Raw genomic sequence first — 25,074 nt, forward strand, 5'->3', positions numbered from 1 at the left:
TAAGATACCGTTTGTCCTTATTACTTACGTGCAACCAGTTTGTCGAGTAATCCATTAACAAACTTATGGCTTTCATCCGCACCGAAAGCTTTAGCCAATTCAATCGCCTCGTTAATGGCAACTTTAAATGGCACATCTTTACGGAAAGTCAACTCATAGGCAGCTAAGCGAACTATGGCTTTCTCCACTGGAGACACCTCATCAATGGGGCGATCTAAGTGTGGAATGATCAACTCATCCAGTTGGGTTTTCTTAGTTGCGACGCCTGCAAATAGCTCACGAAAATAAGCTACGTCTACACCATCGAGACTCTGTTCAGTTAAAAACTCATGCTCGACATCGGCAATATTATTCCCGCTTAGTTGCCATGAATAGATGGCTTGAACGGCTAAACGGCGGGCCTTGCGGCGCTCAGAAGGCTTCATTATGTTTCCTACTATTACAACTGTTGTTCAAGCTGTTGCAGAACGTTGACCATTTCAAGCAAGCTTAGTGCAGCTTCGCCGCCCTTGTTACCCGCTTTAGTACCTGAACGCTCAATAGCTTGTTCAATGGTATCTGTAGTCAATACACCGAAAGCAACGGGCAGATCGAACTCTAATGCAATTTGAGCCAGACCTTTGTTACATTCGCCTGCAACAAAATCAAAGTGAGGGGTACCACCACGGATTACCGCACCAAGTGCAATAATGCCGTCAAACTTACCACTTGCAGCAACACGACGTGCAGCCAGCGGTAACTCAACCGCACCAGGTACACGGACGACAGTGATGTTTTCATCACTGACTTGGCCAAAACGTTTCAGCGTGTCAAGTGCACCTTCAAGCAGGCTTTCGACTAAAAAGCTGTTAAAACGCGAAATTACAATCGCAACTTTGGCATTCTTCGCTTCGATATTACCTTGAACTACGTTCATTTTCTTACCTAATTTAGCTAAAGCACCCAGCTCTGGGCGAAAAGTGGCGACATGATACCACAGTCAATTGCCCACAGCCTTATGCAAATGATAGAAATGGTTAATTTTACCTTAGTGCAACCTATTACCAGCTTAACCTGTTACTCAGCTACGTATTCGGTCACTTCAAGGCCAAAGCCTGAAAGTGAGTGATAACGTTTGGGCGAGCTTAAGAGTCGCATTTTTGTCACGCCTAAACTGGCCAGAATTTGTGAACCCACACCGACGCGGCGCGACGTACCTTGCCATTTAGCCGATACAGGCGTTTGACCTTGATCTTCCGCTTCAAAGGCTTTGACTTTAGCGAGAATTTCACCGGAATGTTCTTGATTGCCAAGCAATACTAACACACCACCTTCGGCAGAAATCCGCGCCATGGCTTTTTCCAGCGGCCAGCTACGTTGCTGATCACGTTCAGAGTGAAGTAGATCGTTAAACGTATTCTGTAAATGTACCCGCACTAAACAGTCAGGCTTCACCTCGCCTTTCACTAAGGCAAAGTGTAATTGATTGTCGATAGTATCCCTAAAGGTCACCATATCGAACTCACCAAAACGGGTTGGCAGTTTGCATTTGGCTTCACGCACAACGGTCGTTTCTTTGGTGTTACGGTATTCAATCAGGGCCGCAATAGTGCCGATTTTAATCCCATGTAATTCAGAGAAAATCTCTAAATCTGGGCGACGGGCCATAGTGCCGTCTTCATTGAGGATCTCAACAATCACCCCTGATGGTTCAAGCCCCGCTAAACGGGCTAAATCACAGCCTGCTTCAGTGTGACCAGCGCGGGTTAATACGCCGCCGTCCTGCGCCATTAATGGGAAGATATGCCCAGGTTGAACTAAATCCGACGCTTTAGCATCTTTTGCTACGGCCGCTTTCACCGTCACCGCGCGATCGTGAGCCGAAATCCCTGTGGTTACGCCTTTTGCCGCTTCAATCGATACCGTAAAGTTAGTCGAAAACTGCGCATTGTTATTAGTCACCATCAAGGGCAGATTTAACTGCTGGCAACGGGCCTTGGTCATGGTTTGGCAGATTAACCCGCGGCCGTATTTCGCCATAAAGTTAATCGCTTCTGGCGTCACCATTTCGGCCGCCATGATCAGGTCGCCTTCGTTTTCTCTATCTTCGTCATCCATCAAAATAACCATTTTGCCTTGACGAATATCCTCGATGATCTCTTCTATACTGTGCAGCGCCATTGTAGGACCTTTATGATTTTACTGTTGTTATGAAATTCTATACCTAAGTGAGCTAAGTGCCAGTGCCCTAACGCACAAAGCCAGCACGGGCTAACATTTCCATGGTCACCCCACCGCCTTGGGTTTCTTTAGTATCAAAGCGCATTAAACGCTCTAAATAGCGGGCGATTAAGTCCACTTCAATATTCACCTTATCGCCGGCTTTTAAATCCACCAGCGTGGTTTCACCTGCGGTATGGGGCACAATCGTTAATCGAAAACGGTGTCCATCGACTTCGTTTACCGTCAGGCTCACACCATCAATCGTGATAGAACCTTTATGGGCAATATAGCGAGCAAGCTCCGTGGGAGCCGCTAACCAAAATTCGATTGCTTGACCACGAGCAAGACGCTGCTCAACAGTAGCAATCCCATCCACATGACCACTCACCATGTGTCCGCCAAGGCGAGTTGTCGGGGTAACCGCTTTTTCAAGATTGACCTTAGTACCCACTTTATAGTTTGCAAAACCTGTGAGACTGACAGTTTCAGCCGACACATCCGCCACATAGCCATCGGCTAATTGTTGCACCACAGTCAAACATACACCGTTGGTGGCGATACTGTCGCCTAAACGCACATCGCTTAAATCCAGTTTGCCACTGGCGACCGTTAAACGAATATCATCGCCCTTACGTTCAAGCTTTCGCAGCGTGCCAACGGCCTCAATAATCCCAGTAAACATGGTTAACTCACTTATTTGCTAAAGATGGATTGGACTCGAGCCGCAAGGTAAAACGCGTATCCGCGCCCACTTTACGCTCATCGACCAGTTTGAGGGTCGGAATATCGGCCATCATTTGATAATCGGGTAATTCGAGTAGATTACGTCCTTGTGCGCCAAGAATTTTCATCGCTTGATACAGTACTAACTCATCGGCTAATCCCGCGCCGATAAAGGCACCTGCTAAGGTCGCGCCCGCTTCGATAAGCACCTGATTACAGCTTTTGCCTAAATAGCTTAAGAGTGTGGGCAGCGAGATGCGACCATCAATCGCCGGTAATTGAAGACAAGTCACATGGGACGGCAACTGCGCCATAAAGGCTGGCGAGTATGGCTCAGTTGAGACTAATAAAATCGGCGATTCAATCGCAAGCAAGGCTGCCTTAATCAGCATGCGGCAGCGACTGTCTAAAATCACCCGTAGCGGTTGTAAAATTTGCGCCTCACTCAATAGTGAGTTAAGACTGCCAAGCTCTGAGTAGCGCACATTGAGGGATGGATCATCGGCCAGTACGGTTTCAATCCCAGTGACCAGTGCGCAGGCGCGCAAACGTAAGCGCTGCACATCGCGGCGAGCTTCGGGGCCTGTAATCCACTTAGAGACACCGTTGGATAATGCGGTTTTACCATCGAGACTCGCGGCAAGCTTTACCGTCACCCAAGGTAGGCCCGACTCCATGCGCTTCATAAAACCAAGATTTAAAGCATAGGCCTCATCGCGATGTAAGCCGACATCCACTTGAATGCCCGCATCGCGCAGCATTTGAATACCGCGACCACCGACCTGCGGATTAGGATCTTCAACCGCCACCACGACTCGTTTTACGCCAATATTGATCAGCGCTAAGGCACACGGCGGCGTACGGCCATAATGGCTACAAGGTTCTAAGGTGACATACGCAGTCGCGCCACGAGCAAGCTCGCCAGCCATGCGCAGTGCATGCACCTCGGCGTGTGGCTCGCCAGCTTTTTGATGATAACCTTCACCTACAATCTGATTATCTTTTACGATAACGCAGCCCACACTGGGATTGGGGCGAGTGGTAAAAAATCCTTTGCGAGCCAGTTGTATGGCTCGGCTCATCATCTGGTTATCGAGTTCTGACCAATTCATATAAACCCTATGAAATCTTGAGGAAGCGTGCCCGAATGCGGCGCAAAACGAGGCACTAACCTAAGCACGAACCTAAGATAACCCACGTTACTTTTGCAGTTTCGCAATCGCCTCACCAAATTCGGAGACATCTTCAAAGGCGCGATAAACCGAGGCGAAACGAATATAGGCGACTTTATCTAGGTTCATTAATTGTTCCATCATCAAGTTACCTATCATCTCGGATGGCACTTCACGCTCGCCAGTAGCCCGCAGTGTCGACTTAATTTTACTTAAGGCCTGCTCGATTTCATCCATGGACACGGGGCGCTTTTCGACCGCACGCAACATGCCCGCTTGCAGTTTTTCTTCATCGAAGGGTTGGCGCGTACCATCACGTTTAATCACCCGAGGCATCACCAACTCGGCACCTTCGAAGGTGGTGAATCGTTCGTGGCATTCAGTGCATTCTCGACGGCGACGCACTTGATGGCCTTCCGCCACTAATCGGGAATCGATCACTTTAGTATCTGTCGCGCTGCAAAATGGACAATGCATTGAGCCTCCTGCCGTGAATGGGGTATAGCCTTTGGCTTTACGATGCTATCTAAGATTAACTCGTTTGATTTAAGTCTACGATTTTAGCAATAAAAATGGCCGCTTAACGCGGCCATGGGATTTTATCCTATTTATCGGCTAAGGTTAACCACCTAAGCTTAACGACCTAAGCAGTTGTGAGCTAAGCCGATATATTCGGATACGTTAACGAATTAACCGTAAACAGGGAAACGAGCGCACAGTGCCAATACTTGGCCTTTAACGCGCTCGATGACTGCTGGATTGTGGGCATCGTCGAGGATGTCACAAATCCAACCGGTTAACGCTTTCGCTTCGGCTTCTTTAAAACCACGGCGAGTGATCGCAGGCGTACCGATACGTACACCAGAGGTCACGAATGGAGAGCGTGGATCGTTTGGCACAGAGTTTTTGTTTACTGTGATGTTGGCGCTACCTAACGCGGCATCGGCTTCTTTACCGGTTAAGTCGCGACCAATTAAGTCCACCAGCATTAAGTGGTTGTCAGTACCGCCTGAAACGATTTTGTAACCGCGTTCTAAGAACACTTCAACCATGGCTTTAGCGTTCTTAACCACTTGTTGTTGGTAAGCTTTAAACTCTGGCTCTAAAGCTTCTTTGAAGGCGACCGCTTTACCCGCGATAACGTGCATCAAAGGACCGCCTTGACCACCTGGGAATACTGCAGAGTTCAGCTTCTTGTATAACTCTTCATCATCGGCAGCGGACAGAATGATACCACCACGAGGACCCGCTAAGGTTTTGTGAGTGGTTGAGGTCACAACGTGAGCGTGTGGCACTGGGTTTGGATACACACCAGCGGCGATAAGACCCGCAACGTGTGCCATGTCGACAAATAAATAAGCACCGATTTTGTCTGCGATTTCGCGCATTCTTGCCCAGTCAACGATGCCTGAGTAAGCAGAGAAACCACCGATCATCATCTTAGGCTTATGTTCTACGGCCAGACGTTCCATTTCGTCGTAGTCGATCTTGCCGGACTCATCGATACCGTAAGGAATGATGTTGTACAGTTTACCGGAGAAGTTTACAGGTGAACCGTGGGTCAAGTGACCACCGTGGGCTAAGTTCATCCCTAAAACGGTATCGCCTGGTTTTAACAATGCCATGTAAACGGCGCTGTTTGCTTGAGAACCGGAGTGAGGTTGTACGTTTGCGTAGGTCGCGCCAAACAGTTCTTTAGCACGCTCAATCGCTAAGGTTTCAACTACGTCCACATACTCACAACCACCATAGTAACGCTTGCCAGGATAACCTTCGGCGTACTTGTTGGTTAATTGTGAACCTTGCGCTTGCATCACGCGGGGACTGGTGTAGTTTTCAGAAGCAATCAGCTCAATATGCTCTTCTTGACGCAGAGTTTCGCTCTGAATTGCGTTGAACAGTTCCGGATCATAATCTGCGATATTCATATCTTTTTTCAGCATTGCTTACTCCAGCAGCCAATTCTTATAGGTAGGGTTGCGCGGTATTCTACTCGTAACGAACCGACAATCCCAGTCTCTGAAACATGAAAATCCTACAGTTTTAGCTTGAATGCGCCTCAATGCCGAGTTGAGTTCGGCGCGCAATCGAGTAGAATTAGCCGCATCATTAGTCACTTATAGATGCAGAAAAATGGCTCAGTTTGTTTACAGCATGTTGCGGGTGGGCAAGGTTGTTCCGCCTAAGAAGCAGATCCTTAAAGACATTTCCTTAAGCTTTTTCCCCGGCGCTAAGATCGGTGTGTTAGGTCTTAACGGCTCAGGTAAATCAACCCTACTGCGCATTATGGCCGGTATTGATACTGAGATTGAGGGTGAAGCACGCCCAATGCCAGGGCTGAAGATTGGTTACCTACCACAGGAACCTAAGCTCGACCCGAATCAAACCGTGCGTGAAGCGATTGAAGAAGCAGTTTCTGAGGCGAAAAATGCCCTCAAACGCTTAGATGAAGTTTATGCCGCCTATGCAGAGCCCGATGCGGACTTTGACGCGCTTGCCAAAGAGCAAGGTGAACTTGAAGCGATTATTCAAGCGCAGGACGCCCACAATCTAGATAACATCCTTGAGCGCGCAGCTAACGCGCTGCGTCTGCCCGATTGGGATGAAAAAATCGAAGTGCTATCGGGTGGTGAGCGCCGCCGTGTGGCGATTTGCCGTCTGCTGCTAGAAAAACCAGAAATGCTGCTGCTCGACGAGCCGACCAACCACTTGGACGCTGAATCAGTTGCATGGCTCGAACACTTCCTGCAGGAATACTCAGGCACTGTTGTGGCAATTACCCACGACCGTTACTTCCTCGATAATGCTGCGGGCTGGATTTTAGAACTTGACCGTGGTGAGGGTATCCCATGGGAAGGTAACTACTCTTCATGGCTTGAGCAAAAAGATGCACGCTTGAAGCAGGAATCTGCCGCTGAAAGCGCGCGCCAAAAGACCATTGCGAAAGAATTAGAGTGGGTTCGCCAAGGGGCCAAAGGCCGTCAGTCTAAGGGCAAGGCCCGTATGGCGCGCTTTGAAGAACTGAACACTAACGATTACCAAAAACGTAACGAAACTAACGAGCTGTTTATTCCACCCGGACCACGTTTAGGTGACAAAGTGATTGAGGTTAAGAACTTAACCAAATCCTATGGCGACCGCGTCCTTATCGACAACCTGTCCTTCTCTGTACCTAAAGGCGCTATCGTCGGTATTATCGGTGCTAACGGTGCAGGTAAATCGACCTTGTTCCGCATGTTGTCTGGTAGCGAGCAACCGGATAGCGGCACCATCGAGTTAGGTGAAACCGTGCAACTGGCGTCGGTTGAACAGTTCCGCGACTCAATGAATGACAAGAACACCATTTGGCAAGAAATCTCTGGTGGTCAAGACATCATGCGCATCAACAACATGGAAATTCCAAGCCGCGCCTATGTGGGCCGCTTCAACTTCCGTGGGGCGGATCAGCAAAAGATTATCGGTACTCTATCGGGCGGTGAGCGCAACCGTGTTCACTTAGCTAAACTGTTGCAGGCTGGCGGTAACGTTCTGCTCCTGGACGAACCCACCAACGACTTAGACGTTGAAACCCTGCGCGCACTGGAAGAAGCGATTCTCGAATTCCCAGGTTGCGCTATGGTGATCTCGCACGACCGTTGGTTCTTAGACCGTATCGCGACCCACATTCTGGATTATCGCGACGAAGGCCAAGTGAACTTCTACGAAGGTAACTACACCGAATACTCGGCGTGGCTGAAGAACACCTATGGCGCCGATGTGGTTGAGCCGCACCGCCTAAAATACAAGCGCATGACGAAATAGATCGAGAATCTAGAAAGTCTGCATCTGAGGAGCTTAACTCGAAAGAGTTAAGCTCCTTTTTTATTGCATTGAATTTAGGGTGTGGATTTTCCACTATATTCAGGCTGGCACTATTTTTCAGGCTGACACTATTTTCATGCTGGCAAAATAGGCGACCAACATATCCATCATGACTCTTAATGCCGGCTGCATATGTTTACGGGATTGATATACACCGTGTACGCCCAAGGTTTGAGGTTGAAACTCCCGCAACAATGGCACTAATTCGCCAGTGTCGAGATAGGGCTTCGCCGCCCACAGGGGCTGCATGGCAATCCCCTCCCCCGCCAAAGTAGCGTTTAACACCACCATAGAATCATTGGCACTTAAATTACCTCTTACGGGAATATTAAAAAGCTGTCCCGCCTCGATACCATCAGGATGATTAATTTGAGTAAAACGCCACATCACATCGCCAAAGTAGGAATAGGTCAGGCAATTATGCCGGGTTAAATCCTCGGGATGTGTGACAGCCGAATGAGTGGCAAGGTAACGTGGCGAGGCGCATACAACGGATCCGCATTCCCCTAAGCGCCTAGCGATAAGTGAAGGATCGAGTTCGTTGGTGATACGAATAGCAAGATCGATGCGCTCAGCGACTAAATCAACGGTTTGACTCGTTACATGAAAGTTCACACTCGCCTGCGGGTATTGGGCTAAATAGGGGCGCACAACCGAAGGAAGAATGAGATGCGCCATAAATTGCGAACAGCTAATCCGCAATAAGCCTCGAGGTTGGGCGCTTTGGGCATGGCTGACCGCGGGGACTTCCTGCGCTAATTCAAGTAAACGCTGGCAATAATCGAGCACTTGTTCGCCCGCACTGGTTAGACTCAAACGTCTTGTGGAGCGGTGCAGTAAGCGTGCGCCGGACCATTCTTCCATCTCACTTAAATAGCGGGTCACCATAGAGCGAGACATATCCAACGCTTCGGCGGCGCCAATCATGCTGCCCCGCTCAACGATAGTCACAAATACCTTTGCCGCTTCGAGTCTATCCATGGTTTATCCGCCCCTTGTGTTGATTGCGTTGCACTAAATAATCGGTTTTAAACGTGTATTCACCCGAATTATGCAACAAACAAGCGCAATTTGTCGTGTTTATCTAAGTTTTTTTGCAACCTAAACTAAGCTCACTTTTGCAGCAGTGCAAATCACCGAATCCTATTTGAATGAATAAGTGAGAACAGAAATGACACTATTGAATGCTCTAAAATTAACCTCTTTGAAACCCCAGTTAGCCGCAACCATGCTGGTAGCGGGAATGGCTACTGCTCAGGCAGCACCTTTGCAAGTGAGCCATTTTAATCCGGGCGAAAACAGTATTTTTGCGGTGTCTTCAAGCTTTATCAGCGGCGAACATGAAATGATGCTGGTCGATGCTCAATTTCAAAAGAATGATGCCCAAACCTTAGTGGATACCATTAAAGCCAGCGGTAAAAAGCTGACCTTGGTGTATATCAGCCATAGCGATCCGGATTTTTACTTTGGGTTGGATGTAATAAAACAAAACTTCCCCGAGGTCGAAATCGTCGCCACTCAAACTACGGTCGATGATATTAAAGCCTCGATGGAGGGCAAACTGGCCTACTGGGGACCGATTTTAAAGGACAACGCCCCGAGCCAATTAGTACTGCCAAAGGTGGTCACCACCAATCGCTTTAGTATCGACGGTGAACAAGTGCTGATTGAAGGGCTAGAGGATGCTCACCCTAAGCATACCTTCCTGTGGGTACCGTCGGCTAAAACCATCACTGGTGGCGTTGAAGTGTTTGATAACACACATGTTTGGATGGCAGATACTCAAAGTGTAGAGTCGCGTAAAGCTTGGTTAACCCATTTAGAAAAGATGGAAGCATTATCCCCCAAAGAGGTTATCCCTGGACATTATCTCGGTGATGCCAGATTTGATAAGCGCGCCATCGCCTTTACTCGCGATTATATTAATGCCTTTGAAAAGGCAGCCAAAACAGCAAAAGATTCTGCGGACTTAATCGCCAAGATGCTCACGCTCTACCCACAAATTCCTTTAGATGCAGGGCTTGAGATCAGTGCCAAAGTCATCATGGGAGAAATGCGCTGGCCAATGTAACCAAATTGGGGCATGGCTAATCCTGCCCCACTCATTCAAAGGTTATGCATTAACTCGCGAGTCACAGCACAAGATAGTTTTGTAGGAAGCACATAAATGAATACCACAGAAAATCCCAAGGCCGTTTTACATGCCATTATCGATCCTCTGTGCGGTTGGTGTTACGCGGCCGCACCGCTGTTTGATGCTGCAGCCGCTGCCGGATTTACCATCAAACTCCACGCGGGCGGCATGCTCACAGGGCCAAGGCGCAAACAGATTGATAACCAATGGCGCGATTATGTGATGCCCCATGACCAACGGATTGCCGCGCTAACGGGTCAACCCTTTGGTGAAAACTACTACGAAGGCCTATTGCGTGACACGAGTATCGTATTAGATTCATCACACCCCATCAGAGCAATGCTCGCGGTCTCCAGCTTAGGGGGCAATGCGTTAGCCTACTTACATTCGGTACAACTCGCCCATTATCGCGATGGCAAATGTGCGAGTGATGAAGGCAATTTGCATCTTTTAGCAGAAGAATTAGCGCTAAACGGTGCCGACTTTGCCCAAGAATACGCTAAAAATGAAGACGCATTCTATCAACATATATTGGAAACTCGGGCGTTAATGAATCAGCTCGGCGCCCAAGGGTTTCCGACGGTAGCGTTAGAAACCAGCGAAGGCAATTTAAAACTGCTCAACCACAGCCGCTTTTACGGCCAACCTTCAACTTGGCTTGAGTATTTGAATGAACAGCTATCCTAATCGGTAGCTTTCTTATCAAGTTAGTGATTAAAAGTATGCGTCTTAGGGAGTTGACTACCTAAGGCGTAATACCTTCGTCCCGAGCATAAAGCGATTAGCTAAGTCTTTTTTAAAGGCTTAGCCAATCTATTAGCCTTGATTTTCTGGGGCAAGTTCAGCCAACTTAGCCTCTTCAAGAGTAAAACTCTCGGTGTTTTTCACACACTCAAGTACCGCTTTGGCGTAGAGTGGAATCGACTTATCTCGAGGTAAACGGGGTAATTCTGTCCCTGGTAAAGAAAGCAGATACTGATTGACCTTAGATTCAAACCACGAGAAACGCATCAGCTTAAATCCTTGATTAGTTTCTAAATAGCATTTGTAATCCTGTCGCTTCTCATTTTCTGCCGCCATCGCTGACCATTGGAGTCCCAATACCAGCAACAAACCAAGGGCAGCGTACTTCATCATAAGGTTATCACTCATCTCAACTCGTTAGCTCTGTGCATCATTGACTGATGTAATAATAAATTTTGTTCGTTGTTGGCCCGCCCCCAATACACTTAGGGTTACCACTTTCACATGTCGCCTCATCAGGTACCGCATTACCAATACCAATCAAAAACATATCTGGCGTAGGTACTTTGGCATTCGGGTCCTTAGGCTGCTCGGCGGGCGGGATCACCAACTGTGGCGTATCCAGTACCAGTTCGCCTGCATATAAATAATCCGTTTTGTAACCACGAGTGCCTCTATGTAGATTCATTTTATAGAGATAACCCTTACCCGAACTTAAGCATTGATTGACTGAAGCATCGCTGCCAGGCACAAAACTGGTGAAATATACTTCCCCCCCAATTATGGTCGCGGGCGAAAGGCTCTTTTCGCCTTTACGAGAGAAGTTATAGTACCAACCGCGTTTTTGACCAAAGGCTATCTCGCTGGCTTGATCGCTTGGTGCCGCTGCCGTGACATCATATAAGTCACTTAGTTGCAGCGTTTTAGGCACAGGCTTTTGATTCGACTTACCTTGGAATGATTGGGTCACTATGTTTCTATCTTGCAATGTAAAAAACATATCCGAGCGAGACAGATCACTTGGTTTTGCCCTATGACCACTGCCGACAACAATTGCGTCGTAAGGGATGTTCTGTGACGTGACCACTTTGGTCGATTTTCCATTGACGACTTTAGTTAGCTCAAAGGTATTCGTAATAATGCTTTGCGCCACTGTTGGCCCAGAAAAGAATCGCCGATCGCCCGCTACCGAACTCTTATCCCCCAATGCAGCAAATTTAAATCCTGACCAAGTCGCAGTATTCGCAGAAGGCATATCCATTCGCCACACATTACCTTGTATATCAGTGGCATAAATCCTATCCGTAAGACCATCGCCATTGCCGTCCAATACAGCAACACTGCTAGGAATACTATTAGCAATACCTGGCAATGGGGTGTTCGCCCCGCTGCCGCCAAATTGATGGATTAAACTGCCAGTTTGCGCATCGACAATAAATACGCCACGGCCACGGCTGTCATCAGTGCCAATCTCAGCGCCATCTTTAGTTGAAGGGGAATATCCGCCACCAAAAATCAATACTGGCTTATCGCCAGTGGCACTGGGGATTGTCGTCACCACAGGCGTCGACCAAGATTGCCCTAACTCGCCCATACCGGGTGAGCTTGCATCAATCTTCCACATAAAACTGGGGTTATCGGGGCTGGTCACATCGAGGGCATAATACGCATTGCCACCACGACGCATCCCCACAAATACCCATGCCTTTTCAATACGTTTCCCCTGCATTTTGGTATAGGCAACGGGCGAGCCATCAAGACCATAAACGGAGTGCACCCCTGTTGGTGCATTCGCCTTCAAATCGCGAAGCTTAGGCAGCAACTCATAGGGCATAAATCCCCAAGTCTCTGACACAGTATTGCCTTCGTCCTTAAACATATGCAGGAACCCATGATTAGTCCCGACAAGAATTCGGATATCGGGCTTATCTTCAGTTCCAAAGTTGAGTGCTAAGGGTTTGGAATGTAAAGCATCCCCCATTATATCGGTGCGCCAATTAGGGGTTGCGCCACTGGCGGCACTTAAGTCCTGATTCTTATCGTTATCAACGTCGATCCCCTTAGCCCAGTCAAACAGCCCTGTGAGCTCCGTTTCATCAACGCCCATATAGCTCGCTAAACGCGCATTACCACCTGCTTTTCGAGAAGCATTTGACAGAGTAAAAGCGCTCAATCCACTGCCTAAATTACTGTATAGAGTGCGACTACTCGCCTCTTGCATCGCGGCTAATACACCACCACGCTTAACATCGTTACCATCGCCACTACTTCCGCATTCTTCGGCCGAGGTCCAATAGGAGCACGCATCAGCTTTGATATTGCCATCCTCTCCTATCGCGTTTTTGCCTTTGCTATCGACGACATCACCGCTACTTGTCACTTTGAACTTTTTAATATTCCCAAGCCATCTTGGCCCTTTGTTGGGTAAGAACATAGAGTAATAAGCAGAATCAAAGGTTTGAGTTCGATTAAAGTTATTACTCGCTACCGAGGGCGAGGTAAAACTGGCGTTTTTTTCAAGGATATTATTTAAAGCCGTTTGCAGAGAAGAGCGCAATTGACTGGCATCGGTAGCATCAAAATACTTACCACCACCATTTTCAGCGGTTTGTTTCAGTAAGTGTTCGGCACTAGCAGCACCTTCACTAAACCCAATAGTAAAGGTTCTAACGGTTTGCTTTCCGGCTAAATTGGGATTCACGTCCTCAGTTCGCATCCAGCCAGAAAGCGCACTGAGATAACTTTTCGGATTGGAAGTATGCTTACCCACACCATTGGTTAAACGTTCAATAATGCCATCGGCCGCACTATCCAGCGTCGGCTCACCGTCGGTGATATAGACGATATAAGCTTCATTTTGGCAAGGCTTAAAGGGCGACTGATAGTTATTAGTCCCAGGAGTTAATGCTTTCGGATCAGTAAAAGGGTTTTTGCTCGCCTCGTAAGTGCCCTGATAACGCCCCCAACGATCGTAGTAATTGTAATCGCTATCATCATCACCAAAATACTGTTCCTGCCCACCAAAATAACGATAGGCTTCATAGAGGGTTTCGCATAACGGTGTATTTTGGGCATAACTAATAAGATTGACTCTTTTTAATAAATCAATTTTGGCTTGGGCGGACATGGTCTTAATCCCAGAGATAATCCGCCCACCATCACGCGCAAAATCAGTCGGGCCATTCATATTAAAAACGGCTAAACCAAAATCCACGCCTGGAGTAGTTAAAATCACACTTTCAATCGCATCTTGCGCCAACTCTAGACGGGTTTTATTGACCTTCTTTTTAGTGCCATGGTGCCAGTTTAAATAATCTTCGGTATAAACAGTGACTACTTTGCCAGTACCAAAACCGGTATTTTCTGCTTTTTCCTTAGCGGCGGCCTTGGCACTATCTGATGAGTTAGCATTGACCGCGGTGTAACGTACAGGTTTATTCGGTGTTCCTAAACTGTCTACAGGTAAACCTTGTGCCTCAGATGCAGCATTACCGAATTTGCCCTCTTGGATATCTTCAAAACAATCGACGGCGAGGATCGAACCACCATTTAACTCAGAAAACTCTCTCCAAGAACCTGAACTACCCGAAAAACCATATTCCCTAAAGAACCCAGTAAAGGTGCCGTAACGATTAAGATATTCCCATGAACTTTCGCAGCCATTGAGCGCGGCATTAAACTGACGCTTTTCACGCTGAGAGGCAGGATTAGGTAACTCCGCATTATCAGCCGAACCTCGGCTATAAAATAACTTTCCCGACTGGGCATAATTAGCATTACGTTTATTCTCGTAAGGAGCATCAACGCCATAGGCAAGACTACTCATGCTGCCAGAGTTATCAAAAATAATCAGCACTTGGGGGCGAGACCCATTTCGTGCTGACGCTTCGAACACATAAAGCTCTGTATCATCCGCAATGCTTGATGCCGAAAATAAGCCGGCAGCAACCACAACTAAGCACGAAATAAAAAAGGACATAATCGACTTTAGCGTATGAGAAACGCTTAATAATTGCATCTTGAGTATTATTTTAGAGAAAACAAAATCAAACGCGGATATCAACACAGATTTCTGCTGACATTTAAATAAAAGCTGAATCATACAGTATGCACATCAGTTATTAAGAAAAAAATAAAAGCACCCGCACCCAACTGTTTTATAACGTAAATAAGCTTAAAAAAAATCGAAATTACCGAATAAAAAACAGTAAAATTATAAAACCAGAAGATTGCCATTGACTTTTACCATTAACAACACTTACTTGGCAATAAATAAACATTTAAATTTTAATTAAACTTTAAAACCAACACTACCAAATTAAAACGAGATAGTAATAAAACGTAATTTAAACACTATTAAAGAAACCGTATTTAATTCTATTAAATTTAAATCTCTCTACGTAATGTGTGGGTGACTAAAAAAACACCATTTTTATTTATCCCCTCCTGGGTTAGTCAAAAAACAACTTATAAATCGAAGTTTGAACCATTTCCCTACTGAAAAGATCCTGTCGTAGGAGCCTTGCCGTATCTAATTATTAACATTATGCTAACCAACCCGATGTCAGCGACATATAACAACTCAAGGACCTTAGAATGCACATGCTCTCCCACCGTGGTTTCAGTCACACTAAACCTCAACCACAGGATGTGTATTCGCTCGCATCGAACAAAAAATATGCTGCGACTCAAGCTGCACTGTTTTCTTTGCTAAGTTTATTTTCCGTTACCGCATTTAGCACAGAGACGGTGCCATCATCCGTCACCGACGGCCCTTATGTTTTCCTCGACCAAGCGAATCAAAATACCGCCTATTGGATCTGCCAAAGCCAGCTCAAGCAAACCCAAATTGCGGATAATCAATTAGCGCGACCAACAGATTGTGGCAACCTGCCCGAACCCAAACGCCATACCGATGCGCCCAAAGTAGAAGCTGATACCTACACTCATGCGGGCAAAATAGTGGCCTTAAGCGATGTGCATGGACAATTCGATGTAATGATTAACCTGCTCAAAGCCCACAAGATCATCGATGCTGATAATCACTGGGCCTTTGGTGACGGGCATATGGTAATGACAGGTGATATGTTCGATCGCGGTCATCAAGTAAACGAAGTTCTGTGGTTTTTATATACCTTAGATAAAGAAGCCCAGACCGCCGGCGGCCGTTTACATTTGCTCATGGGTAACCATGAGCAAATGGTATTTCGTGGAGATCTGCGCTATATCAATGAGCGTTACAAAACCTCGGCAGAACTACTCAATCGTCGCTACGATGCCCTCTATAATAAAGATACCGAGATCGGTCGTTGGCTACGCAGTAAAAACACCTTAGTGAAGATCAACAACCTACTGTTTATGCATGGTGGGATAAGCCCTGAATGGATAGAACGTAAACTCAATATCAGCGATGCTAATCAATTATTTCGCCAGCATTTAGACGATAAAAAAGAAGATTTAAAACAAAACGACCTGTTGAATTTCCTGTTTTTCACCAATGGCCCCACTTGGTATCGTGGCTATTTTAAAGATGCACTCGCGGAGCCCGAGATTGACCAAATCCTAAACTACTTTAAGGTTGACCACATCATCGTCGGGCACACCTCGCAGGAGCGAGTTCTTGGGCTTTACCATAATAAAATCATTGCGATCGATAGCAGTATTAAAGATGGTCAATCGGGAGAAGTCTTACTGATAGATGGTAGCAAGCTCACCCGCGGTCTATATAAGGGTGAGCAAGTGCCACTCTAATCAATACGAGGGCTTATGGGTTTAATTCATAAGCCCTTTTTATTATTATCCAGAAGGATAACTAGGGCGTGTTGACGTTTCAGGGTTATTTTTGCAGCAATTTGGCTGGCTTTTATGCAAGGCAAAGTCCGGGCAGTGTAGTTATTCTACATAAGCGGACGATAACGCGGCAGAAAAGCCAGCCAAATGCTGCCCGAAGGGTTCGTCTGGCAAGCCCTTGCTCTTTGTCACTCGTCATTTGAGTAGAATAACTACACATCATTCCTCGTTTCGTGAGCACAAACTTGCCAGAACGAACAAAATTTAATCTCGAAACGTCAACACGCCCTAGACTATTCCCCCACCGAATAACTGATAACTTATCGCAAATACAAAAACTCAACTCATCCGCTTAACAGCCCCTATACTCTGCAAATAACTCTCTACTGTTAAGGGATGAGTATGGATTTCAAATCGCCAATCAATATAAGCCTTGTATTGCTGTTCTTAGGGTTATCGTCCCCCTGTTTTGCTGGACGAGATTTGCACTTAGTGGCAACGAATTATCCGCCCTTTTATGCAGACGCCTTACCCCAGCAAGGTGGCGTTGCACAAGTGGTTAAAGAGGCTTTTAAACGCCAAGACTACAATGCCAGCGTTAAGTTTTATCCCTTTGCGCGAGCAGCATTACTGGTAAAAACCGGCCAAGCCGATGGCATTATTGGACTTTGGTACCGCAAAGAACGTGAGCAATGGGTGCATTACTCTGCGCCGCTACAAGCCGTACAGATTGTCTTCTACAAACATAAAGATAATCCGTTAAGTTTTAGTCGATTAAGCGAACTTAAACCCTTTACCATCGGCATCGGGCGCGGTTACGCCAATCCACCCGAAATAGCCGCTGCGGGACTAACAACTGAAGAAGGTAATTCCGACGAAATTAATCTTAAGAAATTGTTTCTAAAACGGATTGACTTAGTGTTAATCGGCCACAACCTTGCTCAGTATTTAATCAAACAACACAAAGGTGAATATGCCGATATCTTCGAGCAGGTGGGCGATCCCATCGCTACTGAGGTATTTCATCTAGGTATCTCTTTGGCAGTATCAGATCAATCCACTTTGAGCGATGAATTTAATAAAGGGCTTGAAAGTATGAGAAAAGATGGTCGTCTTGCCAACATTTTACGCCAATACGCTCAAATCCCAGCAAATGTAGATCCAATTGAAAAAATACGAACACAAGCACATCCATAGCACGCTAACTCGGCTATGTTAGCCAATTCAAAAGCAACAGAAAAAATTGCCATGGGTGCCTCGAGTGTAAAACACAATTTCTTTCACTTTCGTGTGCTTAACTTTACAAACTTTTACCCAACTGATGACGGTTATTCACTAGAATAGCGTCATTAGTGCGAACACCTCTTAACTGTTTTTGTGCGAGATAATTATCCCAATGAAAAAAACTATAATAGCCATTGCCTTAATTGCTACGGTTGCTACTGCTGTGAGCTTTAGTGATGTACTGCAAGCGGCCAAACCTGAAAGCGCTCCCCAGCCTATGCGCACCGTACCAGTGGTAACAGGGGAAGTCGTTGAGCACCCACTGGCACAATCTGTTTCGTTGATTGGTAAATTGGCCGCCGATCGCGCGGTCGTCATTGCGCCGCAAGTCACAGGCAAAATTAAGCAAATTGCTGTAGTGTCAAATCAAGCAGTGAAAAAAGGTCAGCTCCTTATCGAACTCGATGATATGAAAGCGCAAGCCGCCGTTGCCGAAGCCAATGCTTTTTTAAATGATGAAACCCGTAAACTCAAAGAGTTTGAAAAACTCATCAGTCGTAATGCCATTACCCAGACGGAAATCGATGCTCAAAAAGCCAGTGTCGATATTGCTAGGGCTCGTCTAGCCTCTGCACAAGCGGATTTACATTACCATTCCCTTATCGCACCTTTTGCTGGACAAACTGGCCTGATTAACTTCAGCGAAGGTAAAATGGTCAGCACGGGTAATGAGTTGATGACATTGGATGACTTGTCTAGCATGCGAATCGACTTACAAGTGCCAGAGCATTTTCTGTCTCAAATCAGCATAGGCATGCCCGTATCGTCCACCAGCCGTGCATGGCCGGGGGAAACCTTTATCGGCAAAGTGGTTGCCATCGATCCCCGCGTGAATGAAGAAACCTTAAACCTGAAGATCCGCGTGCAATTTGAAAACACCGATAATCGCTTAAAACCCGGCATGATGATGTCATCCACCATCACCTTCCCGCCCATTTCAGCCCCGATTGTGCCAGTGCAAGCCTTAGAATATTCAGGCACTAAACGCTATGTCTATGTGGTTGGCGAGGATCATATCGCCCATCGCACCGAAGTGATTTTAGGTGCGCGGGTGGGCGATCAAGTGCTCATCGATAGCGGCCTTAAAATTGGCGATAAAGTAGTGGTTCAAGGGCTTGTAAATATGCGCGATGGCTTAAAAATCAATGAAGTCGCTCTTGAAGCTAAGAATAGTAATAACCGCCCAGCCAAGTCAGACGTCAATACTGCGGAGACGAAATAATGTGGCTGTCCGATGTCTCAGTTAAACGCCCCGTCGTTGCGATCGTTTTAAGCCTACTGCTGTGCGTCTTTGGCTTAGTGTCTTTCACTAAACTTTCAGTACGGGAAATGCCTGATGTTGAAAGCCCAGTGGTGACGGTCAGCACCAGTTATTCCGGTGCGTCGGCTGCCATTATGGAAAGCCAAATTACCAAGACCCTCGAAGATGAACTTACAGGGATCAGCGGTATCGATGAAATCACCTCCACTACCCGCAATGGTAGCTCACGGATCACGGTCAAATTCCTTCTCGGTTGGAACTTAACCGAAGGGGTGAGTGATGTGCGTGACGCAGTGGCCCGCGCCCAGCGCCGCCTGCCGGAAGACGCTAACGATCCAGTGGTCTCCAAGGACAATGGCTCAGGCGAACCGTCAGTGTATGTGAACTTAAGTTCAACCGTGATGGACAGAACCCAACTGACCGATTACGCCCAGCGCGTATTAGAAGATAGATTCAGTCTTATCAGTGGTGTAAGTTCGATTAGCATCTCTGGCGGTCTATACAAGGTCATGTATGTCAAACTCAGACCCGAGCAAATGGCGGGGCGCAACGTCACCGTCACCGATATCACTAGCGCCCTACGTAAAGAGAATATCGAAACCCCTGGCGGCCAAGTGCGTAACGATACGACAGTGATGTCGGTGCGCACCAAAAGACTTTATTACACCCCACAGGATTTTGATTATTTAGTCGTACGCACCGCCAGCGACGGGACACCAATCTATTTAAAAGATGTGGCCGATGTTGCCGTGGGCGCACAGAACGAAAACTCCACCTTTAAGAGCGATGGCATTGTTAACCTAAGTCTAGGGGTGATCACTCAATCCGACGCTAACCCCTTAGTCGTTGCACAGGAAGTGCATAAAGAAGTCGATAAAATTCAAGACTTTTTACCCGATGGCACCAGTCTTGTGGTCGACTTTGACTCCACCGTTTTTATTGACCGCTCAATCAATGAGGTTTACAACACCCTCTATGTCACTGGCGCGCTTGTGGTGTTAGTGCTGTATATTTTTATCGGTCAAGTAAGGGCAACCCTTATCCCCGCGGTAACGGTCCCAGTGTCTCTGATCTCGGCCTTTATCGCCGCGAATATGTTTGGCTACTCGATTAACCTATTAACCTTAATGGCATTAATTCTCGCTATTGGTCTCGTGGTCGACGATGCGATTGTGGTGGTCGAAAACATTTTCCACCATATCGAAAAAGGCGAAGAGCCGCTGCTTGCGGCTTACAAAGGCACACGGGAAGTCGGCTTTGCCGTCGTGGCAACCACCGCAGTGTTAGTCATGGTGTTCCTGCCGATTTCCTTTATGGAGGGCATGGTCGGTTTACTCTTTACCGAATTTTCCGTGATGCTGGCAGTATCAGTGCTGTTCTCTTCCCTCATCGCCCTCACACTAACGCCAGTATTGAGTAGCAAGTTACTCAAAGCCAATGTTAAACCCAACCGTTTCAATCGCATTGTGGATAGTGGTTTTGCGCGCATGGAGAGGGTTTATCGTGTGGGTGTGACCCATGCGATCCGCTTTAGATTACTGGCGCCGCTGGTTATTCTGGCCTGTATTGGCGGTAGCGTATGGTTAATGAAGCAAGTCCCCGCGCAATTAGCGCCGCAGGAAGACCGCGGTGTACTCTACGCCTTTGTGAAAGGCGCTGAGGGCACTAGTTATAACCGTATGACGGCGAACATGGATATTGTCGAAGACAGATTAATGCCACTCCTTGGCCAAGGTGTATTAAGGTCTTTCAGTGTGCAAGCCCCTGCCTTTGGTGGTCGTGCTGGCGATCAAACCGGCTATGTGATTATGCAGCTAGAGGATTGGGAACATCGCAATGTCACGGCGCAACAGGCGCTAGGGATTATTAGTCAGGCATTGAAAGATATTCCCGATGTGATGGTTCGCCCTATGATGCCAGGCTTTAGGGGCCAATCGAGTGAACCAGTACAATTTGTACTGGGTGGCTCTGATTATGCCGAACTCTTCAAATGGGCACAGGTGTTAAAAGAGCAAGCCAATGCCAGCCCTATGATGGAAGGCGCCGATCTGGATTACGCCGAAACCACACCAGAACTGATTGTCACCGTTGATAAAGAGCGCGCAGCAGAACTTGGGATCAGCGTCGATGACGTCTCCCAAACTCTAGAAGTCATGCTCGGCGGTCGTAAAGAAACCACCTATGTTGATCGCGGCGAAGAGTACGATGTGTATCTGCGCGGTGATGAAAATAGTTTTAACAACGTCGGCGATTTAAGCCAAATCTACATGCGTTCAGCCAAGGGCGAATTAGTCACGCTCGATACGGTCACCCATATCGAAGAAGTGGCCTCGGCGCAAAGATTAAGCCACACCAATAAACAAAAATCCATCACCCTTAAGGCCAACATCAGTAAAGGTTACACCTTAGGCGAAGCCTTAACGTTCTTGGAAAACAAGTCCATAGAGTTATTACCTAAGGATATTTCCATCGGCTATACTGGTGAATCAAAAGACTTTAAAGAAAACCAAAGCAGTATTTTTATTGTGTTCGGTTTAGCACTACTGGTGGCTTACTTGGTGCTCGCTGCGCAATTTGAAAGCTTTATCAACCCCTTAGTGGTGATGTTTACCGTACCAATGGGAGTATTTGGAGGTTTCCTCGGCCTGTTAGTGACCAGTCAAGGTATTAACATCTATAGCCAGATCGGCATGATCATGTTGATTGGCATGGTGACCAAAAACGGGATCTTAATTGTCGAGTTTGCCAACCAACTGCGTGACCGAGGTTTAGCCTTAGATAAAGCCATTATCGATGCCTCAACCCGCCGCTTACGCCCGATTTTGATGACGGCCTTCACGACCTTAGTCGGCGCCATACCGTTGATTTTCTCAACGGGCGCAGGCTCTGAGAGCCGGATTGCCGTGGGGACTGTGGTGTTTTTCGGCATGGCCTTTGCGACCTTTGTCACCCTGTTCGTCATCCCGGCAATGTACCGTTTAATCTCGGCCGCCACCCATTCACCGGGTTATGTTGAAGCAAAACTCGAAGCGGCCATCAAAGCTCAAGAATTAGCCGCACAAGAGGCAGCCAAACAGCAGGAGCAAACGGCAAAAGCTTGATAACAAAGCGGTGATGGAAAACCAAGAGACGTAAATCACCAGCTCGGATCATAAAAAGCCAAGGTACAAATACCTTGGCTTTTTGATTTATGCCGGAGTTGAATTACTCGCCACGGGCGCGACTCATACTGAGCACTGTACAAAGTATTGCCGCCAACGTAATCACGCCGCCAAGATGGTTAATCAGACCGACAACACCCAATCCCGCGCCGAGCAAAATATAGAAAAACAACCCAAAGAGTGCGCCAAAGCCTAACAATAAGCCACTCATACCAAAGATAAGCGTCGATAACCCTTGCGCCTCAAACATAAATGGCGCCAGTGAAAAGTAGCTAAACCACATCAGGTTAAACGCTGCCACTAGCAAGGTATTCTTAATAATTCCGCAGTCACTAAGCATCTTAATCGCTAACTCACCTATGGCAATTACCTGGGTGTGTGCGGGTTTGGTTTCGGGTAAGGATTTTACCGACAAAAGCAGCAACACAATGCCTTTGCTCTACTTTGCGAAGAGTTGGAAAATGCTAAGGCAGAAAATCTAGCTTTGCCCTTACCACAGGATAAGCGGTTACAAACTTGGCTTAAGCAAGTACTGCAACAGGAGAAGCTGCCAGCCAATCTAAAAGAGATGGCTATTGAAATTGGCACCAGCGAGCGCACGATTAGTCGTATTTTTAGCTCACAGACTGGGATGGCTTATCAGGCATGGCGGCAACAATGGCGCTTACTGTCGGCGATAAAGCCATTAGCTGCAGGCACATCAGTGGCGCAGGCTGGTTTTAATTTACAGTTTTCCCAGCGACAGCGCCTTTATTCGTTTTTTTAAACAATATACAGGAACCACTCCTGCACAGTATTTTAAATAAATCAAATGATTGAAGTGTTCTATAACCTAGATCAAGCCGCCATTTCGTTTAGTTTTCTTTCATGCTAAAGACCGTCATTTACATGGCAAACGACAGATTATTTTCCTCTGACTGACTTAAGATTGTCAGAGCACACCTGAGGTTATATTAACCCCCTACACACTCAAAGTGCCCGAATTTCAATTCATCACAACCTGATTTCGGCCACCGTTTTTTGCTTGATACAATGCCTTATCAACCCGAAACAATAGGCTTTGCAAACTCTCATTTGCTTGATATTGCACACAGCCGAAACTCATCGTTAATTGCATATGTTGACCATAGGATTGATAATCTGTTGCCGCTATCAGCTCCCTTAATTGCTCACAAAGAACGCCTGCAGATTCTGGAACAACGTGTTCTAAAACGATCAAGAACTCTTCTCCTCCCCAACGGGCAATACAGGTTGCAGCTTGGGCAGAATGTTGCAATTGAGACGCGACAATTTTGAGTACGTCATCACCACAAAGGTGACCAAAGTTATCATTGATATTCTTAAAAAAATCGATATCACACATCACAACACACAAAGAGGATTGGGTGCGATCACTTTTTGCCATTGCCGCCGCGAGCACATCCTCTACCAATCGCCGATTAGCTAGGCCCGTTAATAAATCGGTTTTTGATTGCCGTTCATTTTCTTCTAGCAAGAGCTGTAACTGATGGACATCTCTCATCGTAACGATGTTTAAATTGGATTGGTTTTCCGTGGTCAATTGTGCATTAATTAAAAACCAGCGGAACTCGCCAGTGCCGCAGCGAATAAAGGTTTTAAAGCCTGCAGTACTCAGTCCTTGTTGTTCACTTTCATAAACGACGCTATCCCACTCAAGCATGGCTTGCTCTCTAATAATAGGATCGGGATAAACAGTATCAAACCATGCAGCAATATTGGGAATTTCACTTAGGTTGTAGCCTAATTGCTCAACAAAAGCATGATTCATAAAATGATGTACTCGATGTGTGCTTGGGCGTCGTCCCTCAACCTCTAACCCCTCAGACAATAAAATTGGAATGGGGATATAATTTAACGTCTTAAATAATAACGCCTCGCTCTCCTCTGGAAATAATCGCCGCATTCGCCCTCCCAATTACAACATGCAGATAACATTTAATTGATAGAAACACATAAGATTTATAGGGACAAGACAACAAATAACCTTCGCTGAAAAATAAATGAAGCATCAAAAGACGAATAATGCATTTATGTATAAATAAAATTTTATTAGACAGATAGTTAACTCACTTTATTAAACGCTAACTTGTTTTAATCCATTTATCCTAAACACAAATTGACAGCTTATTATTTAACCACCCAGTTTAAGGGCTGCCATACCAAATAATGGTTTTGTCTCAATTTGACCTAATGTCTATGCTATAGTGACGATGACATTCACTCATTGCTGACATTCCTTTGAACAAAATCGCTCTCTTTGTCGATGTGCAAAATATCTATTACACATGTCGCGAGGCATATCAGCGCCAATTTAACTATCGCAAACTGTGGCAACATTTAAGCACACAGGGAGAAATTGTCAGTGCTGTCGCGTATGCCATTCATCGGGGCGATGATGGTCAATTAAAGTTCCAAGATGCCTTAAGGCATATCGGCTTTGAGCTAAAGCTAAAACCCTTTATTCAACGCAGTGATGGCTCGGCAAAAGGAGATTGGGATGTAGGGATCACGATTGATGTACTCGATGTAGCTCCCAATGTCGATACAGTAATACTGCTCTCTGGCGATGGTGATTTTGCGATATTGCTTGAGAAAATAACGCAAAAATATGACGTTAAAGTAGAGATCTATGGCGTACCTCAACTGACTGCTAAAGCCCTGATGGATGCCGCAACGCAATTTAACCCGATTGATGATGTTTTACTGCTCTAACAACAATGA

General features: G+C 46.5%; 19 protein-coding genes and 2 pseudogenes. 9 read left to right on the forward strand and 12 right to left on the reverse strand.

The window, feature by feature from the left end; translation table 11 throughout:
- Window positions 1-20: 20 nt before the first annotated feature.
- The 7 genes from nusB to glyA form a co-directional block, all read right to left on the reverse strand.
- Window positions 21-425: a transcription antitermination factor NusB gene (gene nusB / locus H9J30_RS18530; RefSeq protein ID WP_011073312.1), complete on the reverse strand. Its 405-nt coding sequence runs from the start codon at window positions 423-425 to the stop codon at window positions 21-23.
- Between the two features lie 14 nt (window positions 426-439).
- A complete protein-coding gene (gene ribH / locus H9J30_RS18535; protein WP_011073313.1) occupies window positions 440-916 on the reverse strand; it encodes a 6,7-dimethyl-8-ribityllumazine synthase in 477 nt (158 codons plus the stop codon).
- 140 nt (window positions 917-1,056) lie between these two features.
- Window positions 1,057-2,160, reverse strand: a complete 1,104-nt coding sequence (gene ribBA / locus H9J30_RS18540) for a bifunctional 3,4-dihydroxy-2-butanone-4-phosphate synthase/GTP cyclohydrolase II (RefSeq protein WP_240132360.1) — start codon at window positions 2,158-2,160, stop codon at window positions 1,057-1,059.
- A 67-nt stretch (window positions 2,161-2,227) separates the two neighbouring features.
- Window positions 2,228-2,884: a riboflavin synthase gene (locus tag H9J30_RS18545; protein ID WP_011716201.1), complete on the reverse strand. Its 657-nt coding sequence runs from the start codon at window positions 2,882-2,884 to the stop codon at window positions 2,228-2,230.
- 7 nt (window positions 2,885-2,891) lie between these two features.
- Window positions 2,892-4,037, reverse strand: coding sequence for a bifunctional diaminohydroxyphosphoribosylaminopyrimidine deaminase/5-amino-6-(5-phosphoribosylamino)uracil reductase RibD (gene ribD / locus H9J30_RS18550; protein ID WP_240132361.1), 1,146 nt, complete (start codon window positions 4,035-4,037; stop codon window positions 2,892-2,894).
- A gap of 87 nt (window positions 4,038-4,124) precedes the next feature.
- The gene (gene nrdR / locus H9J30_RS18555) at window positions 4,125-4,574 is read right to left on the reverse strand and encodes a transcriptional regulator NrdR (protein WP_240132362.1); all 450 of its coding nucleotides are present in this window, start codon (window positions 4,572-4,574) and stop codon (window positions 4,125-4,127) included.
- Between the two features lie 212 nt (window positions 4,575-4,786).
- Entirely contained in the window at window positions 4,787-6,040 is a 1,254-nt protein-coding gene (gene glyA, locus H9J30_RS18560; protein ID WP_240132363.1) for a serine hydroxymethyltransferase, read from the reverse strand.
- A 190-nt stretch (window positions 6,041-6,230) separates the two neighbouring features.
- Here glyA and ettA point away from each other — a divergent pair, with 190 nt between their 5' ends.
- Entirely contained in the window at window positions 6,231-7,898 is a 1,668-nt protein-coding gene (gene ettA / locus H9J30_RS18565) for an energy-dependent translational throttle protein EttA (protein ID WP_240132364.1), read from the forward strand.
- Window positions 7,899-8,015: 117 nt separating this feature from the next.
- On the opposite strand, the gene H9J30_RS18570 is transcribed toward ettA, so the two are convergent.
- Complete coding sequence (locus H9J30_RS18570; protein WP_240132365.1) at window positions 8,016-8,939, reverse strand: LysR family transcriptional regulator; 924 nt, start codon at window positions 8,937-8,939, stop codon at window positions 8,016-8,018.
- Window positions 8,940-9,129: 190 nt separating this feature from the next.
- Between H9J30_RS18570 and H9J30_RS18575 the strand changes: the two genes are divergently transcribed.
- Both H9J30_RS18575 and H9J30_RS18580 read left to right on the forward strand, forming a co-directional pair.
- The gene (locus H9J30_RS18575) at window positions 9,130-10,029 is read left to right on the forward strand and encodes an MBL fold metallo-hydrolase (RefSeq protein ID WP_240132366.1); all 900 of its coding nucleotides are present in this window, start codon (window positions 9,130-9,132) and stop codon (window positions 10,027-10,029) included.
- 96 nt (window positions 10,030-10,125) lie between these two features.
- Window positions 10,126-10,779 carry a DsbA family protein gene (locus H9J30_RS18580; protein ID WP_240132367.1) on the forward strand — a complete coding sequence of 218 codons (654 nt, stop codon included), beginning with the start codon at window positions 10,126-10,128 and terminating at the stop codon, window positions 10,777-10,779.
- A gap of 129 nt (window positions 10,780-10,908) precedes the next feature.
- On the opposite strand, the gene H9J30_RS18585 is transcribed toward H9J30_RS18580, so the two are convergent.
- Together H9J30_RS18585 and H9J30_RS18590 are read right to left on the reverse strand one after the other, a co-directional pair.
- The gene (locus tag H9J30_RS18585; protein ID WP_240132368.1) at window positions 10,909-11,244 is read right to left on the reverse strand and encodes a TapY2 family type IVa secretion system protein; all 336 of its coding nucleotides are present in this window, start codon (window positions 11,242-11,244) and stop codon (window positions 10,909-10,911) included.
- Window positions 11,245-11,266: 22 nt separating this feature from the next.
- Window positions 11,267-14,815, reverse strand: a complete 3,549-nt coding sequence (locus H9J30_RS18590; RefSeq protein WP_427915932.1) for a pilus assembly protein — start codon at window positions 14,813-14,815, stop codon at window positions 11,267-11,269.
- Between the two features lie 617 nt (window positions 14,816-15,432).
- Between H9J30_RS18590 and H9J30_RS18595 the strand changes: the two genes are divergently transcribed.
- The 4 genes from H9J30_RS18595 (at window position 15,433) to H9J30_RS18610 (ending at window position 22,272) form a co-directional block, all read left to right on the forward strand.
- Window positions 15,433-16,587 (forward strand): metallophosphoesterase, encoded by a 1,155-nt coding sequence (locus H9J30_RS18595; RefSeq protein ID WP_240132370.1) that lies wholly within the window; start codon window positions 15,433-15,435, stop codon window positions 16,585-16,587.
- Between the two features lie 441 nt (window positions 16,588-17,028).
- Complete coding sequence (locus tag H9J30_RS18600) at window positions 17,029-17,823, forward strand: substrate-binding periplasmic protein (protein ID WP_240132371.1); 795 nt, start codon at window positions 17,029-17,031, stop codon at window positions 17,821-17,823.
- A gap of 199 nt (window positions 17,824-18,022) precedes the next feature.
- A complete protein-coding gene (locus H9J30_RS18605; protein ID WP_240132372.1) occupies window positions 18,023-19,132 on the forward strand; it encodes an efflux RND transporter periplasmic adaptor subunit in 1,110 nt (369 codons plus the stop codon).
- Window positions 19,132-22,272 carry a multidrug efflux RND transporter permease subunit gene (locus H9J30_RS18610; RefSeq protein WP_240132373.1) on the forward strand — a complete coding sequence of 1,047 codons (3,141 nt, stop codon included), beginning with the start codon at window positions 19,132-19,134 and terminating at the stop codon, window positions 22,270-22,272. Before H9J30_RS18605 ends, H9J30_RS18610 begins: the two co-directional genes overlap by 1 nt.
- 103 nt (window positions 22,273-22,375) lie before the next feature.
- On the opposite strand, the pseudogene H9J30_RS18615 reads toward H9J30_RS18610, so the two are convergent.
- Window positions 22,376-22,762 (reverse strand): annotated as a pseudogene (locus H9J30_RS18615) (MFS transporter); the annotation flags it as partial.
- Between H9J30_RS18615 and H9J30_RS18620 the strand changes: the two are divergent.
- Window positions 22,754-23,138 (forward strand): annotated as a pseudogene (locus H9J30_RS18620) (helix-turn-helix domain-containing protein); the annotation flags it as partial. The pseudogenes H9J30_RS18615 and H9J30_RS18620 sit on opposite strands and share 9 nt — an antisense overlap.
- 179 nt (window positions 23,139-23,317) lie before the next feature.
- Here the strand turns inward: H9J30_RS18620 and H9J30_RS18625 are convergent.
- On the reverse strand, window positions 23,318-24,256 hold the full coding sequence (locus H9J30_RS18625) for a sensor domain-containing diguanylate cyclase (protein WP_240132376.1): 939 nt from the start codon (window positions 24,254-24,256) through the stop codon (window positions 23,318-23,320).
- 335 nt (window positions 24,257-24,591) lie between these two features.
- Here H9J30_RS18625 and H9J30_RS18630 point away from each other — a divergent pair, with 335 nt between their 5' ends.
- Entirely contained in the window at window positions 24,592-25,065 is a 474-nt protein-coding gene (locus H9J30_RS18630; RefSeq protein WP_240132377.1) for a LabA-like NYN domain-containing protein, read from the forward strand.
- Window positions 25,066-25,074 lie beyond the last annotated feature (9 nt).

This window comes from Shewanella cutis (assembly GCF_022410515.1).
GTDB lineage: Bacteria > Pseudomonadota > Gammaproteobacteria > Enterobacterales > Shewanellaceae > Shewanella > Shewanella cutis.